The following is a 17,509-nucleotide window of genomic DNA, read 5'->3' as shown; positions in this document are numbered from 1 at the left end:
CGGCCCCCTCACGAATCCTTGGCGAGATCCTCGGCCACCAGCCGCGCCAGCTCGGCGTCGGACAGGGTGTCGAGGTCCTTCTCCAGCGCTTCCTCGGGCTTTCGCTCCGGGACGGACGGCGCCGCCGGTGCCTCCCCGGCTTCGAGCTTCAGCACCTCGCCCAGCAGGTGTTGCACCAGGAAGTCGATGGTCGGGTGATCCAACGCCACCGTCGCGGGTACGGACACGCCGAGCCCCTTCTGCAACACATTGCGCAGCTCGATGGCCATCAGCGAATCCATCCCGAGCTCGGCGAAACCCTGACGCCAGTCGAGCCCCGTGACGTCCAGCCGGAGGATGCGCGCGACCTCCTCTTGGAGGCTCCGCGCCAGCACGCGAGGACGCTCGTGGGGCAGTGCCGCCCGGAGCTGCTCCGCGAGCAGGTGGCGCGGTTGCGAGGGAGCCGTGGACCCACGTGGGCCAGCGCTCGCGAGCGCCTCGAAGAAGGACGAGCGCCCGAGGGTCCCGAGCGTCTCCACGTATACCGGCCATTGCACGGACATGAGGGCCAGCTGCGGCCGGCCGCTCGCGAGCGCCTCGCCGAACAGCGCGAGCGCCTGCCGTGTCGGAAGCGGCCGGATGCCCCGGCGCTCCAGTGCACGCGCCACATGCCCATCCGGCGCGCCCACCATGCCCGTCTCCGCCCACGGTCCCCAGTCGAGCGACTGTGCCGCCAGTCCGCGAGCGCGCCGCTCGTGCGCGAGCGCGTCCAGGAAGGCATTCGCCGCGGCATAGTTGCCCTGGCCCGCCGAGCCGAGCGTCGCGGAGGCCGACGAGAAGAGGACGAAGAAGTCCAGCGGCCGGTCCAGGGTGAGCCGATGCAGGTTCCACGCCCCCGCCACCTTCGGAGCCATCACCCGCTCGAAGCGCTCGAGGTTCTGCTGCGGGAGCGCCCCGTCATCCAGCACACCCGCCGCGTGGACGAGGCCGCGCAACGGGGGCGAGCCCGTGTCGAGCCGCTGGAGGAGCCCGGCCACTTCCGCCTCGCGCGAGACGTCCACGGAGGCAACGGTGACGTGGGCTCCTGCCTTCTCGAGCGCCCGCACCGACTCGGACGCCGAGGCCGAAGGCGCACGGCGCCCCACCAGCACCAGGTGACGCGCGCCCTGCTCCACCATCCACCGCGCCACCTCCAGGCCCAGCCCTCCGAGCCCTCCCGTGATGAGATAGGTCGCATCCGCATGGAGCGGGATGGAGCTGCCTCGCGAGCCCGTGTCCTTGCGCAGCACCGGGTGCAGGCGCACGCCTCCGCGGAAGGCCACCTCCCGCTCGGGAGCGCTCGCGCCGCTTCCCAGCTCCGCGTACAGGAGCCGGATGCTGCCCTCGAGGTCCTCGGGGTCCAGGTCCACGCGGGTGGTGCGCAGCCCGGTGTGCTCCAGGTCGATCACCCGTCCGAGCCCCCACAGCGGCGCCTGCGCCAGCGCGAGCGCCGGGCGGGTCTCCTTCACGGCCTGGGCGCCCCGGGTGACGAGCCACACGGGGGGTGCGTCGCTCCGGCTCGCCAGTGCCTGCACGAGGTGCAGGGCACCTCCGCTCGCCTCCAGCGCGGCCCGCTGCACCGACTCCGCGGATGCGTCGTCCTCGGCCCGCTGGTCGAGTCCCCACAGGTAGACCACTCCCGCGCAGCCGCCCGGCCCGATGGACTCGCCCCACAGGCGCGTGAAGGCCTCCGGACGGCGGGCATCGAGGTCGTCCGGACGCACGCTGACCACGGAAGCCCCGTGCTCTTCCAGCATGCGCCCGAGCCGCTCGCCCACTCCCTGTGCGTCCATGAGCAGCACCCAGGGCTTCTTGTCCGCCACGGGTGTCGGGACGGGCCGTGCCTGGGTCTCGGGCCGCCAGGTGATCTCGTAGCGAGCCTCCTCCCGCCGCGCGTGCGTGCTGAGGCGCACGGCCTCGCGGCTCGCCATCCGCCCTCGGAAACCGAGCACCTCCGCCACCAGTCCCTGCTCGTCGTAGATGTGCAGGTCGCCCCCGATGGGCGCACCCACCTCGGCCCTCCCGCCTCCTTCGATGCGGCCATGGCACCACACCGTGCCTCGCGGCCTCCGGTGGACGGTGAACCGCGAGACGCTGAACGGAATGAGCAGTGCGTCGGCCTGCTTCGCCTGGAGATCCAGCGTCCAGCTCGCGAGCACCTGGAAGCACGAGTCCACGAAGCCGGGGTAGAGCGGGTAGTCCTCCAGCTTGTCCGGCAGCGGAGGCAGCCGCATCTCCCCGAGGAGCTCATCCCCGGCACGCGCGACCGAGTGGATCCACTGGTAACCCGAGCCCAGCGTGTAGCCCTGCTCGCGCATGGCCCGGTAGAGCTCGTCGCCCGAGCGGCGCTCGTGGCAGCGGGCCCGGAGCTCCTCGAGCGAGGCCCACGGCTTCGGCTGCTCCGTGGAACCTACGCGCACTCCGCCGCTGGCGTGCAGCACCCACGCCTCCGCGCCATCGGCATCGCCGAGCGACTTCACCTCGAATGCACTGCCCTGCTCCTGGGGCGAGAGGATGACCTGGAGCGTGCGCTCCTCGTCATCCGAGAGCACCAGCGCCTGGGGGAAGGCCAGGTCCTCCAGCGTGCACGCGGGTGAACCGTAGGCGTCCTCGATGACCGAGAGCACCAGCGACACGTGCGAGGACCCCGCCGCGACGAGCATGCCGAAGAGGCGATGGTCGTTGAGGTGCGCCGGCCGGGACGGGCCATAGGTCGTCTCGTACACGAGCGCATCGAGCGCCGGAGAGCGCAGCCGCCGGCCGAAGTGCGGCGTGATGCGCTGCTCATTCCGGGGCGCAAGGACCCCATGAGACGCCGTGCCACGCCACCAGTAGCGCTGCCGCTGGAAGGGATAGGTGGGCAGAGTGACCCGGCGCCGCGAGTACGGCGCGTCGAAGGCCGCCCAGTCCACCTCCACTCCCTTCACGTACAACGCTCCCAGCGTCCTCAGCAGCCGCTTCCACTCCGCCTCTCCTGGATGGAGGGTGATGCGCTCGGATCCGTCGGCCCTGGCCGTCTCCACTCGCACCAGCGGCACCTTGCCTACCGCCAGCCTCAGCCCCTCCTCCAGGCCGAGCACTCCCGACTCCACCGCCGCGACGTACTCGCCTACGCCCTGCCCCTGCACCGCTTGCGGCACCACTCCCCACGCCCTCCACATCCGCGCCAGTGCCCACTCCACCGCGAACACCGCCGCCCTTCCGTAGGCCTCTTCCTTCAACAACGCTGACCCGGTGCCGTACAGCACCTGCACCAACGGCTTCTCCAGCACTCCCTTCAGGGCTTCTCCGCACTTCTCCACTGCCTCTCGGAAGACGGGTTGTGTTTCGTACAGCTCCCGGCCCATGTCCGCGGAGCGCTCGGCATCATCGCCAAAGACGAAGGCCACCTTCAGCGCCTGGCCCGCGGCCCGCCCCGACACCACGCCCTCCACCTCACGGCCCGACTCCACCGCTGACAGAGCCTCCCGCACCTGCCGCGTGTTACCGCCCACCACCGCCAGCCGGTGCTCGAAGTGGGTGCGTCCCACCGCCGCCGTGAAGCACACGTCTCCCAGCTCCGCGCTCCCCTCCTCCAGGGCCCGCGCGTAGTGCTCCACCTGTGCGCGCAGGGCCTCCGCGCTCCGCGCCGACAGCACCAGCACGTGCTCCGGTCTGTCGGCTTCCCGCGTCCGCACGGGCGTCGGCGGCGCCTCCTCCAGCACCACGTGGGCGTTCGTCCCGCTGAATCCGAAGGAGCTCACCCCCGCGATGCGCCGCGCCTGCGTCGGCTCCCACGCCGTCAGCTCCACCGGCACCTTCACGCCCATCCCCTTCCAGTCGATGTGCGGATTGGGTTTCTTCAGGTGCAGGTGCGCCGGCAACTGCTTGTTCCGCATCGCCAGCACCACCTTCATGATCCCGGCCACGCCCGCCGCGGACTCCAGGTGGCCGATGTTCGTCTTCACCGAGCCCATCCACAGCGACTCCCCGCCCTTCCTCCCCTCCTTCAGCACCGACCACATCGCCTCCGCCTCGATGGGGTCTCCCAGCGACGTGCCCGTGCCGTGCGCCTCCAGGTAGCTCACCTCGGCGGGCGAAACTCCCGCGCGCTCGAGCGCCTGCTGGATGACGGCCTGCTGCGCCAGTCCGTTCGGCACCGTGAGCCCGCTGCTCGGCCCGTCCTGGTTCACCGCCGTGCCGCGAATGACCGCGAGGATGTCGTCCCCGTGCGCCTGGGCCTCCGACAGCCGCTTGAGCACCAGCACGCCGCAGCCCTCGGCTCGCGCGAAGCCATTCGCCGACGCATCGAAGGTCTTGCACCGCCCGTCCGGCGAGAGCATCCGCGCCTTGCTGACCGCCATCATCGGCTCGGGCGACAGGATGAGGTTCACCCCCGCCGCCAGCGCCATCGTGGACTCGCCCGATCGCAGGCTCTGGCAGGCCAGGTGCAACGCCGTCAGCGACGACGAGCACGCCGTGTCCACCGCCATGCTCGGGCCCTGCAGTCCGAGCGTGTACGAGAGACGTCCGGCCACCACGTTCAGCGAAGTGCCCGAGGCGAACCACGCATCCACGTCCTCCGGTCGTCCCTGGAGGATGACCCGCGCGTAGTCCGCCGTGGTGATGCCCACGAAGACGCCCGTGCGGGAGTTGCGCAGCGCCGTCACGTCCTGGCCGGCCCGCTCCAGCGCTTCCCAGGCCACCTCCAGCACCAGCCGCTGCTGCGGATCCATGCTCTCTGCCTCGCGCGGCGAGATGCCGAAGAACTGCGGCTCGAACCGGTCCACCTCCCGCAGGAAGCCTCCGGCGCGCGCGTACATCTTCCCCGGCGCCTCGGGGTCCGCGTCGTACCAGGCGTTCACGTCCCAGCGATCCGCCGGAATCTCCGAGATGGCGTCCGTCCCCTCGCGCAGCAGCTTCCAGAAGGCTTCCGGCGTGTCCGCTCCGCCCGGCAGCCGGCACGCCATGCCGACGATGGCGATGGGCTCGTCCGCCCGCACGTCGCTCCGGGTCTCGGGCGAGGCGGAGCGTGGAGCCTCCGCCTCGAGCAGCGAGGAGAGATGAGCCGTGAGGGCTCTCACGCTCGGGAAGTTGAACGCCAGGGTCGCGGGCAGAGACAGCCCCAGCGACTTCTCCAGGCGGACCTTCACCTCCACCGCCATGATGGAGTCGAGCCCCATCTCGTGGAAGCCACGCTCGGCCTCGAGCGCTTGACCGGATTGCAGGCCGAGGATGCCCGACACGGTCTCATGCACCAGGGTCTGGAGCGCCTCGCGCGAAACGGGAGCCCCCGGAGCCGGAGCCCGTGGGGGTTGCGATGCCGCCTCGGTGCGGAGCTGCTCCAGCAGGGGCCTCGAGCTTCGAGCCTCGAAGATGGGCCGGAAGCGTTCCCAGCGAACACTGGCCACCACGGACTGAGGTACGCGCGCTCCCACGAGCCGCTCCATCCAGTCCAGCGCGGCCGCCCGGTCGAGCGCATCCACCCCCACGCTCTCCAGCCAGCGCAGCTCCGCGTCGGAGGCCGCGCCCCGGCCACTCCAGAGTCCCCAGTCGATGCTCGACGCTGTCAGGCCCAGCGCATGCCGATGCGCCGCGAGCGCATCCAGGAAGGCATTGGCCGCGGCGTAGTGCCCCACTCCCGCCGAGCCCCACACCGCCGAGATGGACGAGAAGAGGACGAAGAAGTCCAGCAGGTCTTCCCGCGTCAGCTCGTGGAGGATCCAGGCGCCGTCCACCTTCGGAGCCAACACGCGGCCGAGCGTCTCCACGTCCAGCTCGCGCACCCGCGCACTCGAGGACACCACCGCCGCGTGGATGATGCCGCGCAGCGGGGGCATCGAGGCCCTCACCTGCTCGAGCAGCGCCGCCATCGCGTCGCGCTGGGCCACGTCCGCCTGGGCCAGCAACACCTGGGCGCCCGCCGCCTCGAGCTCTCGCACCACGGAGATCCGCTCGGCCTGCTCACCGCCCTGTGCAACCAGTGCGTCCCACTGCGAACGCGCAGGGAAGGCCCGGCGCGCGGTGAGCACGAGATGCCTCGCGCCCCGGCGCACCAACCAGCGCGCCACCTCGAGCCCGAGCGATCCCTGTCCGCCCGTAATGAGGTACGTGGCCCGAGCCTCCACCGGTACGGGCCGGAACTCTGGAGCCTCGCGCTCCACGAGACGCGCCACGTAGCGCTGGGCGCCACGCAGGGCCACCTGGTCCTCACCCTGTGCCGAGCACAGCTCGTCCCAGAGAGGCGCCGCACCGTCCTCGGAGCCCAGGTCGATCAACCCGCCCCAGTGGCCCGGGCTCTCCAGCGCCACGGTGCGCCCCAGGCCCCAGAGCGGAGCCTGGGCGGGCACGTTCTTCATCACGTCCGAGCCCACGGCCTGGGCACTCCGGGTGACCATCCACAGCCGTCCGCCCGAGTCCGCCGAGCCCTCCATGGCGCGCAGCACCGAGGCCACACCGATGCAGGCCTCGCGGATGGCCGCGCCTTCCACGCCGGTCACATCCAGGCCCCACAGGTACACCACGCCCGCGCAGCGCGTGCCCGCGGAGAAGCGCTCGCGCCACAGCCGCTCGAGGGCCGCGGCGTCTCCCGGCGACACCGCCAGTGCCTCCGGCCGGGGCGCGGTGCCCGCGTACACCTTCACGCAGGCCATTCCCCGCTCCTCGATGCGCGCGGCGAGCTGCTCGCCCACACCACCGCGATCGCACAGCAATAGCCACGTACCGCTGGCCGGTGCGGAGGAGGACGCCGTGCGCGCCGCGGGCTGCCACTCCAGCCCGTACAGCTCGCCCCGTGCACCATCGTTGGGAGAGAGCCCCGCCGGGGCGGACGGAACGGTCTTCGCGGCCGAGGGCGCTTCTGGGATGGCCCAGTAGCGCTGGCGCTGCCACGGGTAGCGCGGCAGCACCACCTTGCGGCGTGCCGGCTCGGGGTCCACCTTGCGCCAGTCCAGAGCGTGGCCTCGGACGAAGAGGCGGCCCAGGACCCCCAGCATCTGCTCGAGGTCGTCCTTGCCCTTGCGCAGCGAGGAGCTCCATTCGGGCCCCTGCCCCTCACCCAGGCACGCCTTGCCGAGCCCCAGCAGCGTGGTGTGCGGGCCCACCTCCACGAAGGTGTCGATGCCCAGCGCGCGCAGGGACTCCATGCCCTCCTGGAAGCGCACGGCCTCACGCGCGTGGCGGCGCCAGTAGCCGGGAGCGCCCAGCTCATTCGGCCCCACCGGCCGGCCCGTCACGTTGGAGATGAGCGGCACCTTCCCGGGTGCCCGCGCCATCCGCACCGCCTTCGCCTCCAGGGCGTCGAGCATCGGCTCCAACAGCGGCGAGTGGAAGGCATGCGAGACGTTGAGCTTGCGCGTCGCGATGCCCTGGGCCTCCAGCGCCGAGGTGATGCGCTCCACCGCCTCCGCCGCGCCGGACAGGGAGAGCTGACCCGGAGCGTTGTACGCGGCGATGGATGCGCGGTCCCGGAATGGCGAGAGCAGTGGCGCCACCTGAGCCTCACTGGCGAACACCGTGGCCATGACGCCTCCCGGAGGCAGCGCCTGCATGAGCCGCCCGCGCTCGGCGATGAGGTCCAGCGCGTCCTCCATCGAGAGGATGCCGGCCACGCACGCGGCGGCGAACTCGCCCACGCTGTGGCCCATCACCGCGTCCGGCACCACGCCCCACGAGCGCCACAACTCCGCCAGCGCATACTCCAGAGCGAACAACGCCGGCTGGCTGTATGCCGTCTGATCAATGGGCGAGGGCGTTCCGTCCTTCGGGTACAGCACCGCCAGCAGATCCATCCCCGGCTTCAGCCGAGCAGCGCACCGGTCCAGCGCGTCGCGGAAGACATCAGAGGTCTCGTACAGCCGCCGGCCCATGCCGGCGAACTGCGAGCCCTGCCCGGTGAAGAGGAAGGCCACCTTGGGTGGAGTGTGTCCCGCCTTCCCCTGGACCACCTGCTCCGGCTTCGCTCCCGAGGCGAACGCCGACAGGCTCGTGGCCAGGGCCTGCGTGGAGCCCCCGGCCACGGACAGCCGGTGCGGCATGCGCGTGCGGGAGGTGTTGGTGGTGAAGCACACGTCCGCCGCGTCCAGCTCCGGGTAGGCGGCGAGGTGCTCGGCCTGGCGGCGCGCCATGGCCACCAGGGCCTCCTCGCTCCGGGCCGAGAGCGTCAGCAGGTGCGCGGGGCGCGGAGCGGGTGTGCGCGCGGGCGCGGCCGGAAGCGGAGCCTCCTCCAGGATGACGTGCGCATTCGTTCCGCTCATGCCGAACGCGCTCACTCCCGCGATGCGCGGCACCGCCGAGCGCTTCCACGGCTGGAGCTCGGTGGGGATGAAGAACGGAGTGCCCTCCAGCCGGATGCGCGGGTTGAGCCGGCTGAAGTTCAGGTGCTTGGGAATGGCCTCGTGCTGGAGCGCCAGCACCACCTTCAGGAGGCCCGCGATGCCCGCCGCCGCCTCCAGGTGGCCCATGTTCGTCTTCACCGACCCGAGCGCGCACCGCGAGCCATCCGGCCGGGGCTTGCCCATCACCTCGACGAGCGCCTCGACCTCGATCGGATCTCCGAGCGGCGTGCCGGTGCCATGCGCCTCCACGTACCCGAGGGCCGAGGGCTCCACCTTCGCGCTCGCCAGCGCCTGCCGCAGCAGGGCCTGCTGCGCGAGCATGTTAGGTGCGGTGAGGCCCTGCGAGCGGCCATCCTGGTTGACGGCCGAGCCGCGGATGATCGCGAGGATCCGGTCCCCCTGCGCCTGCGCATCCGACAGCCGCTTGAGCACCACGAGGCCGCAGCCCTCACCCCGCACGAAGCCATTGGCCCGCGCGTCGAAGGCACTGCAGCGTCCGTTGGGGGAGAGCGCCTGCATGCGCACGAGCGTCTCCGTGACGGACGGATCCAGCACGAGGTTCACGCCACCCGCGAGCGCCACGTTGCACTCGCCATTGCGCAGGCTCTGGCTGGCCAGGTGCAGCGCCACCAGCGAGGACGAGCACGCCGTGTCCACCGCCAGGCTCGGCCCCTGCAACCCGAGCGTGTACGAGACGCGCCCGGGCGGGAAGCAGTGGCCGTTGCCGGTGCCGAAGTAGGCGTCGATGCGCTCGGGATCGGACGGCAGCAGCTTCGCGTAGTCGTCGCCGGTGAGCCCCACGAAGACGCCCGTGGGAGTGTCCACCAGACGCTCCGGGTCCTGCCCCGCGTGCTCCAGCGCCTCCCAGGCCACCTCCAGCAACAGGCGCTGGCGCGGATCCAGACTGGAGGCCTCGCGCGGGGAGATACCGAAGAACTCCGCGTCGAAGCCGCTCACGTCCTCCAGGTAGCCGGCCCAGCGCGGCGCGCCCGTGTCCGGCCCCACACGGCGAGAGGACGGCTCTCGGCGGACGGCATCCTTCCCAGCCGCCAGCAGCTCCCAGTACGCCTCCGGCGTGTCCGCGCCACCCGGGAAGCGGCACCCCATGCCGATGATGGCGATGGGTTCAGTGCGGGCCCGCTCGAGCGAGTCGATACGGGCCTGCATCTTCTGCATTGCCATCACCGCGCGTGCCAGGCGCTGCTTGAGCTCGTCCTTCACTTCATCGGTCACTTCGCGTCCTCCCAAGCCGCCAGCGCGTCATCCACCATTTCGAGCAGCTTCCCTTCAGGTAGATCCGCGAGCTGGTGAGGCTCGGACTCCGCGACAGGGGACTTGGCCACCACCAGGTGCGGTGGCTCCACGGGAGCGGGGGTCACCGCCTCGTGCTGCTTGGGCGCGAACCCGAGCTGATCCAACAGGTACGTCGCCAACGCCGTCAGGGAGGAGTGGGCCCACAGCAGCGTCACCGACAGCTTCAGGTCCAGCGTGGCCTCGATGCGGTTGCGCAGCTCCAGGCTCATCAGCGAGTCGAGCCCCAGGCCTCGGAACGGCTCATGCCGGCCCACGCGCGACGGATCGATCCGCAGCACCTGGGCGAGCCGCTCCCGCAGGTACCCCTCCAGCATGCCGAGCCGCTCGCCCGCCGAGGCCCGCCGCAGATCCAGCAGGACGTCGGACCGCCCTCGCTGCCCCTCGCTGCGCTCGGCGGCCAGCTCATCCCAGATGCGCAGCGAGGCCGCGCTCGGGAAGAACTCCAGCCACTGGCGGACATCGAGCGCCACCGCACCCACGTGCACCGCGCCCTCTCCCAGCAGGCGCTCGAGCAACGAGCTGCCCTGCTTCGGGGTGAAGCTCGCCATGCCCCGGTACGCCAGCCGCTCGCCGCGGTTGGAGTGGGCGGCGGCCAGGCCCACCTCGGAGAAGGGACCCCAGTTCACGCTCAGCGCCGGCAGGCCCTGCTGACGCCGGTAGTGTGCCAGCGCATCCATGGCCGCGTTCGCCGCCGCGTAGTTGCCCTGGCCCGGCAGCCCCAGCAGTCCGGACATGGACGAGTAGAGGACGAAGAAGTCCAGCGACTCGTCCCGGGTGAGCATGTGCAGGTTCCACGCGCCCTGGATCTTCGGCGCCATCACCGAGCGGAACCGCGCCGGCTCCTGCTGCTCCAGGATGCCGTCATCGAGCACGCCCGCGCAGTGCAGCACGCCCCGCAGCTGCGGCATGTCCCCCCCACGCGTGAGCGCGAGCACCTCGGACAGGCGCCGCGCATCCGCCACGTCCGCCCGCATCACCTCCACGCGAGCCCCCTCGGCCCGGAGCGACTCCAGCTCCGGCAACATGGCCGTGGGCACGGCGCTCCGGCCCAGCAGCAGCAGGTTGCGCGCGCCATGCCCCACCAGCCAGCGGGCCGCCTCGAGACCCAGGCCGCCGAGTCCACCCGTGATGAGGTACGTCGCGTCCGCACGCACCCGGAAGCCCGGCCGCGGCGGCGCGACGCGCAGCTCCGGATCCTCCAGGGTGACGACCAGCTTGCCCACGTGCTGTCCCTGCGCCATCTCGCGGAAGGCCTCGGACACCTGCGACACGGGGAAGGCGCGGTGACGCACGGGCTTGAGCGCGCCCGACGCCATCTGCTCCACCACCTCGCGCAGCAGCCGCGAGCACAACGCCGGCCGCTGCTCCCGCAGGCCCACCAGGTCGATGGCCGCGTAGATGAGGCGGCGGCGGAACTGGGACAGATCCAGCGCCCGGCCGTCGTGGATGTCGCGGTTGCCCACCTCCAGGAAGCGCCCGTCCGGAGCCAGCACTTCCATGCTCCGGGTGATCGCATCACCGGAGAGGGAGTTGAGCACCACGTCCACACCCTCGCCGCCCGTGACGCGCATCACCTCGTCCGCGAAGGCGAGCGTGCGCGAGTCCATCACGTGCTTGATGCCCAGCGAGCGCAGCAGCTCCCGCTTCTCCGGCGTGCCCGCGGTGGCGAGCACCTCTGCGCCCAGGAACTGAGCGATCTGCACCGCCGCGAGCCCGAGCCCACCCGCCGCGGAGTGGATGAGGATGCGCTCCCCCTTTTGCAGCCGAGCCAGGTGGCTCAGCGCGTACCAGGCCGTCATGAAGACGCTGGGGATGGAGCTGGCCTCCGCGGCGCTCAGGCGCTCGGGCCGGCGCACGGCGAAGCGGGCATCCGTGACGACGTGCGAGGCCATGGCGGACGGCGCGAAGGCCACCACCGCGTCTCCCACCGCGAGGTCCGTCACCCCCTCGCCCACGGCCACCACCCGGCCCGAGCAGTCCAGTCCGAGCGGCAGGCCCTCCAGCGGCACGCCAGGGGCACGGCCCGTGTTCTTCATCACGTAGAGGCCCATGGTCTTCATCACGTCGATGAAGTTGAGGGCCGAGGCCTCGACGGCGATCTCCACCTCGCCCGGGCCGGGCCGGCGCCGCTCGGCCATGCGCACCACCACGCCGCCGAAGGAGCCCGCGGGTGGCGTCTCCACCTGGAAGGCACGTCCCGCCGCGGGCAGGAGCGGCTCCATCACCATCTCCTTCGCGCCCGAGCGCCGGACGAGCCGTGCCGCGAAGCGAGCCCCCGCCCGCAGCGCCACCTGCTCGTCATCGGCTCGCGCGGCCAGCTCGCGGCCCAGCGCCTCCACGTCCACCAGGGGCGACGACGGATCGAGGTCCACGCACGTGCAACGCAGCTCCGGGTGCTCGTGCCCCACCGCGCGCCCGAGCCCCCAGAGCGACGCCTGGAGTGCTCCCGTCACGGGCGAGCCCAGCACCGGATAGGCGCCGCGCGTCACCAGCCACAGGCGCGGAGGATCCCTCCACCCCAGCCGCAGCACCTCCTGGACGATGCGCAGCGCGCCGCCACAGGCCCGCACCGCTTCATCGAGCGCCCGATCGCCGGGCACGTCTGGCGCCGGGAGATCCAACCCCCACAGGTACGCCACGCCCGCGCACGAGGCCGCCTCCGGGAAGCACTGCTGAAGCACCGTGTGCAGTTCCTCGCGCGAGCCGGGAGTCACCGCGTAATGGCGGGCGCCCAGCCGCCGCAGGCCCGTTCCCGCCTCCAGCCGGATGCACGAGCCGCCCCACGACTCCAGCATCTCCACGAGCGCGCTGCCCACGCCGGACGCATCCTGGAAGATGAGCCAGGGTGCCTCGGGCGAGCCGGGCTCGAACACCGCGGGGAGCCCCACCCGGCGCCAGGCGAGCTCGAAGAGAGAACGATCCTGCTCGTTGCGGGCGCGGCCATAGCGCGTCGGCAGCGCGGACAGCTCCAGGCCCTCCACCTCCGCGAGGGGCATGCCCTGAGCGTCGAGCAGGATGACATTCCCCTCGATCGGTGTGCCCTTGCGCCAGGACTCCTGGGGAGGCAGGCGCGCGTGAGCCCACCGGGGCGTACCCCGGCGCAGCACCTCGAAGCGGCGCACGCGGACGGGAACGAAGGTGGTGTCACCGGACGGCACCGCCTCCAGCAGCACTTGCAGCGCCGCGTCGAGCACCGCGGGATGGAACTCGCTCGAGGGCCCGAGCGACTCGGGCACTTCGAGATGGCCCACGGCCTCGCCGTCCCTGCGCCACACCTCCTTCAGCCCCCTGAAGGTGGAGCCGTACTGGAGTCCGCGCTGCTCCATGTCCTGGTAGTGCGCCTCGCCGATGCGAACCTCGGTGCACCGCCGTTGAACCTCGTCCACCAGGGAGAGGGGCAGCGAGCCGCGCCCGTTGGAGTCCGAGGCGCGCACGCGCCCGTTGGCGTGCACCGTCCACATCTCCGCGCTGCTGCCACCCGGCGTGGGGATGAAGCTGGACACCTTGAAGGAGATGGCGCCGGTGGAACCCACGTCCACCAGCAACTCGGCCATGCGCGTGCTGTCCCCGAGCAGCGCCAGCGCCTCGTCGATGCGCATGTCCTCGAGCGCCCACGGCCCGGGTCCGAGCGCGGACTGCACCGCCGTCATCACCCAGTCCAGGTACGCCGTGGTGGGGAGGAGGATGGTGCCCTGCACCCGGTGGTCCGCCAACCAGGGCAGGCTCTGCACGCCCACCTCCACGTCCCAGAAGAAGGCGCCGGGGCGCAGCGAGGAGCGGCGCACGGAGCCCAGCAGCGAGTGGCCGCGCTGCTCGCGAGTTACCTTGGGCTCGGGGCTTGTCGCGCCTGGCTGGAACCAGCAGACCTGACGCTGCCAGGGATAGTCCGGCAGACGCACCAATCGACCGCTCTCCGGGTGCAGCGCCTTCCATTCCACCTCACGGCCGGCGGCATAGAGGCCGCCGAGCGTCTCCAGCATCACCTCGCGCTCGGGCTGCTCGCGGCGCAGGGACGGCAGCACCGTGCCCTCCATGCGCAGGTGGGAGATGGTCTGCTCGATGGAGGGCAGCAGCACCGGGTGCGGGCTCACCTCCACGAAGAGCGAGTGCCCGTTGGTGGCCAGCCGCTCCACCACGGGGGCCAGCAGCACGGGCTCGCGCAGGTTGCGGACCCAGTAGGACGGCTCCAGGTCCGCGCCGTCCGTCACCTCGCCCGTCACGGTCGAGTACAGCGGCACCTCGCCGCGCCGGGGCGCGAGGCCCTCCAGCGCGCGGAGCAGATCCTCCCGCAGCGGCTCCATCTGCGGGCTGTGCGAGGCCACATCCACCTTCACCCGGCGGCAGAAGACCTGGCGCGCCTCCAGCTTCTCCAGCACCTGGGAGAGCGCGTGCGGCTCACCGGAGAGCACGGTGGAGCGGGGGCTGTTGCTGGCCGCCACGGACAGCCAGTCCTCCAGGCCGCGGATGGCGACGCGAGCCTCGTCCAGCGTCAGCTCCACCATCGCCATGCCACCCTGACCGCTCACGCGGCGCAGCAGCAGACTGCGGCGGCAGATGATGCGGGCCGCGTCCACCAGGTCCAACGCCCCGGCCACGTGCGCCGCCGCCACCTCGCCCATGCTGTGGCCCACCACCATGTCGGGGACCACGCCCCACGCGCGCCACAACCGCGCCAGCGCCACCTGGACGGAGAAGAGCGCGGGCTGCACCTGATCGATGCGCTCCATCCACCCCGGCTCGTCCGAGGTCAGCAGCTCCATCAGCGACCAGTCCACGAAGCGGCGCAGCGCCGCGTCACACTGCTCGAGCGCCGAGCGGAACACGGGCTCCTCGGCCATCAGCCGGCGCCCCATGCCAATCCACTGGGAGCCCTGGCCCGGGAAGACGAACACCACGGGCTGGTGCCGGCCATCGGCGTGGCGGGTGACGGACAGCCCCGAGCGGACCTCTCCGCGCAGGAAGGCCGTCAGACCATCACGGGCCTCGGCGGGAGTGCGGGCCAGCAGCGCCAGGCGGTAGTTCAGGTGGCTGCGGTGCACGGAGGCCGAGTAGCTGACGTCGTGCAGCGACAGCGGACGCGCCTCCAGACGCGCGAGCAGCGAACGCGCGGCCTCGGAGAGCGCCTCGGGCGTCTGGGCGGACAGGGGCAGCAGCTCCGCACGTCCCGGAGCGGGCACGGGCCGCTTCGAGGAGGGCAGCTCGACCACCGGAATTTCCGGCTGAGGCAGCGACTCCCAGCGCACCTGGACGCCCCGCGCGTGCAGGGCTCCGAGCGACTCCAGCAGGGCACCGCGGGCCTCGTCGCGCCGCAGCGAGCCCACCACCACGCCCGTCTTCCCGGCCTTGCGCAGTAGCTGCTCCACCGGACGGCACAGCACCGGGTGGGGGCTGAGCTCCACGAAACAGTCGGCGCCCTCGGACACCATCCGCTCCGCGGCCTGGGCGAAGCGCACCGGCTGGCGCAGGGTGCGGCAGCGCGCATCCCCCGTGCGCCCATCCGGCCCCAGCTCGCGCGCCACGGTGGACACCCAGCGCATGCCGCCCTCGCGCGCCCACAACCGCTCCTGGGCCGCCTCCAGCTCGTCGCGCAGCGGCTCCCACTGCCGCAGGCGGCTGGCGCGGTACACCTTCCAGACCGCGTCCGCGGCGTCCATCCCACCGGCGATGCACGCGGCGGCCACCTCGCCCACGCCGTGGCCCACCACCACCTCGGGCTCCACGCCCCAGGAGCGCCACAGCGCCGCGAGCCCCACCTGCACCGCGAGCGTCAGCGGCTCAGCGGCGTCCTCGTCCGACAGCACCCGCGAGTGCGGCTCCCGCATGGCCTCCACCAGGGACCAGCCGGCCAGCGGCATGAAGGTGGTGTCCAGCGCCTCCACCCGGGCGCGGAACACCGGCTCCGTGGCCAGCAGCTCGCGTCCCATGGCGGGCCACTGCGAGCCCTGGGGCGAGCACATGAAGGCCATGCGCGCCGGCTCACCGGGCTCTCCCGTGAAGAGACCGGAACGGCGCCGCCCCTGCCGGAAGGACTTCAGCAGCCCGGTCAGCTCCGCGCGAGTACGGAAGGTGAAGGCCGCGCGGTGGCCGCCCGTCCCCGCGTACGGGGCCCAGGTACGGCACAGGTCGCGCACGCACGCCGGAGACTCCTCGTGCAGCAGCAGTTCCTCGGCCTTCGCCGCCTGGGCGAGCAGCTCCTCCGCGGTGTCCGCCGCCAGAGGCAGCAGCTCCTCGCGCCCCACCGGCGACTCCTCCATCACCACGTGGGCGTTGGTGCCGCCCCAGCCGAACGCGCTCACGCCCGCCGTCGCGGGCTCGTCCTCGCTCGGCCACGGCGTCAGCCGCTGGGGCAGGTTCAGCCTCAGCTCGCCGAACGGAATACGGGGGCTGGCCTCGCCGTGCAGCATGTGCGGCGGCACCAGCCGGCGCGACAGGGAGAGCGCCACCTTGATGAGGCCGGCAATCCCCGCGGCGCCCTCCAGGTGCCCGATGTTGGCCTTCACCGAGCCGATCAGCAGCGGCCGATCAATGGCCCGTCCCTCGCCGAGCGCGGCGCCCAGCGCGCTCGCCTCGGTGGGGTCTCCCAGCGCGGTGCCCGTGCCGTGCGTCTCCACGTAGTGCACGCGGTTGGTGGGCACGCCGGCCCGCGCGTACGCCTCGCGCAGCAGCGCCGCCTGTCCGGGCACGCTGGGCGCGGTGAGCCCGTTGCCGGTGCCGTTGTTGTTCACCGCGCTGCCGCGAATGATGCAGTAGATGCGCGCGCCCGAGGCGAGCGCGGCCGACAGCGGCTGGAGCACCACCAGTCCCGCGCCCTCGCCACGGCCGAACCCATCCGCTCCCGCCGCGAACGCCTTGCTGCGGCCATCCGGCGACAGCCCGCCGAACTTCGACAGCAGCACGTTGGCCTCGGGCGAGAACATCAGGTTGACGCCCCCCACCAGCGCCAGCCGGGACTCCCCCGAGCGCAGGCTCTGGCAGGCCAGGTGCACCGCCACCAGCGACGAGGAGCACGCCGTGTCCACCGTGAGGCTCGGCCCCTTCAGTCCCAACACGTAGGACAAGCGGTTGGCCACGATGTTGAGGGATTGTCCCGTGGCGCTGTGCAGCGTCACCGCCGCGCGCTCGCTCAGGTGCCGGTCCGCGTAGTCATGCCAGATGGCGCCCATGAACACGCCCGTGCGCGAGCCCTTCAGGCCCGACGCCGGCACGCCCGCGTCCTCCAACGCCTCCCACATCACCTCCAGCATCAACCGCTGCTGCGGATCCATCTCCGCGGCCTCGCGCGGCGAGATGCCGAAGAAGAGCGGATCAAACCCGCTCACCCCTTCCAGGAAATATCCGTGGCGGGTGTTCATCTTCCCCGGGGCCTGGGGATCCGCGTCGTACCAGGTGCCGTTGTCCCAGCGATCCTCCGGCACCTCCTGGAGCAGATCCTTCCGCTCGCACAACAACCGCCAGAAGGCTTCCGCGTCGGGCGCTCCCGGAAAGCGACACGCCAGCCCCACCACGGCGATGGGTTCCGTCTCCCGGCCCCCCTGTGTGGCTCCGGCCTCGACGCTCCCCAGCTCCTGCTCCGCCTTGGTGGCTGAACCGGCGCCAGGCCCCAGCTGGCTCTCGCTTTCCGTCATGTGATGCCTTCCCTGTGTCCGTCAAAGGTCCACTGCGCCGTCGGCGAGTGTCAACCGCCCGACTGTCAATGAATTACGTCCCTCACGGGGTTCACGTGTTTTGGCGTGCCCGGCACGTTGCTTCCTCTCACGGATGCCATTCCCCCCGGGTTGCGTCCGGACGTCACTGGCAGAGAAATGCCACGCCCCGGCTCGGCAGCTCCCAAAATCGCATGTCTCTATTTGCGTGGGGAGCGG

2 protein-coding genes are annotated in these 17,509 nt (G+C 71.9%); both read right to left on the bottom strand.

The window, feature by feature from the left end:
• Nucleotides 1–8: 8 nt before the first annotated feature.
• Nucleotides 9–9,566 (bottom strand): type I polyketide synthase, encoded by a 9,558-nt coding sequence (locus tag DAT35_RS39915; RefSeq protein WP_108074538.1) that lies wholly within the window; start codon nt 9,564–9,566, stop codon nt 9–11.
• Nucleotides 9,563–17,272: a type I polyketide synthase gene (locus tag DAT35_RS39910; protein WP_108074537.1), complete on the bottom strand. Its 7,710-nt coding sequence runs from the start codon at nt 17,270–17,272 to the stop codon at nt 9,563–9,565. The genes DAT35_RS39915 and DAT35_RS39910 overlap by 4 nt, the downstream gene beginning before the upstream one ends.
• Nucleotides 17,273–17,509: the final 237 nt, after the last annotated feature.

The sequence above is a fragment of the Vitiosangium sp. GDMCC 1.1324 genome, assembly GCF_003044305.1.
Lineage (GTDB): Bacteria > Myxococcota > Myxococcia > Myxococcales > Myxococcaceae > Archangium.
This window is presented reverse-complemented; position numbering and strand designations above follow the sequence as displayed.

Excerpts from the sequence above, each read along its gene's own strand:
- DAT35_RS39910 (WP_108074537.1), bottom strand. The coding sequence starts at position 17,272 with ATGACGGAAAGCGAGAGCCAGCTGGGGCCTGGCGCCGGTTCAGCCACC.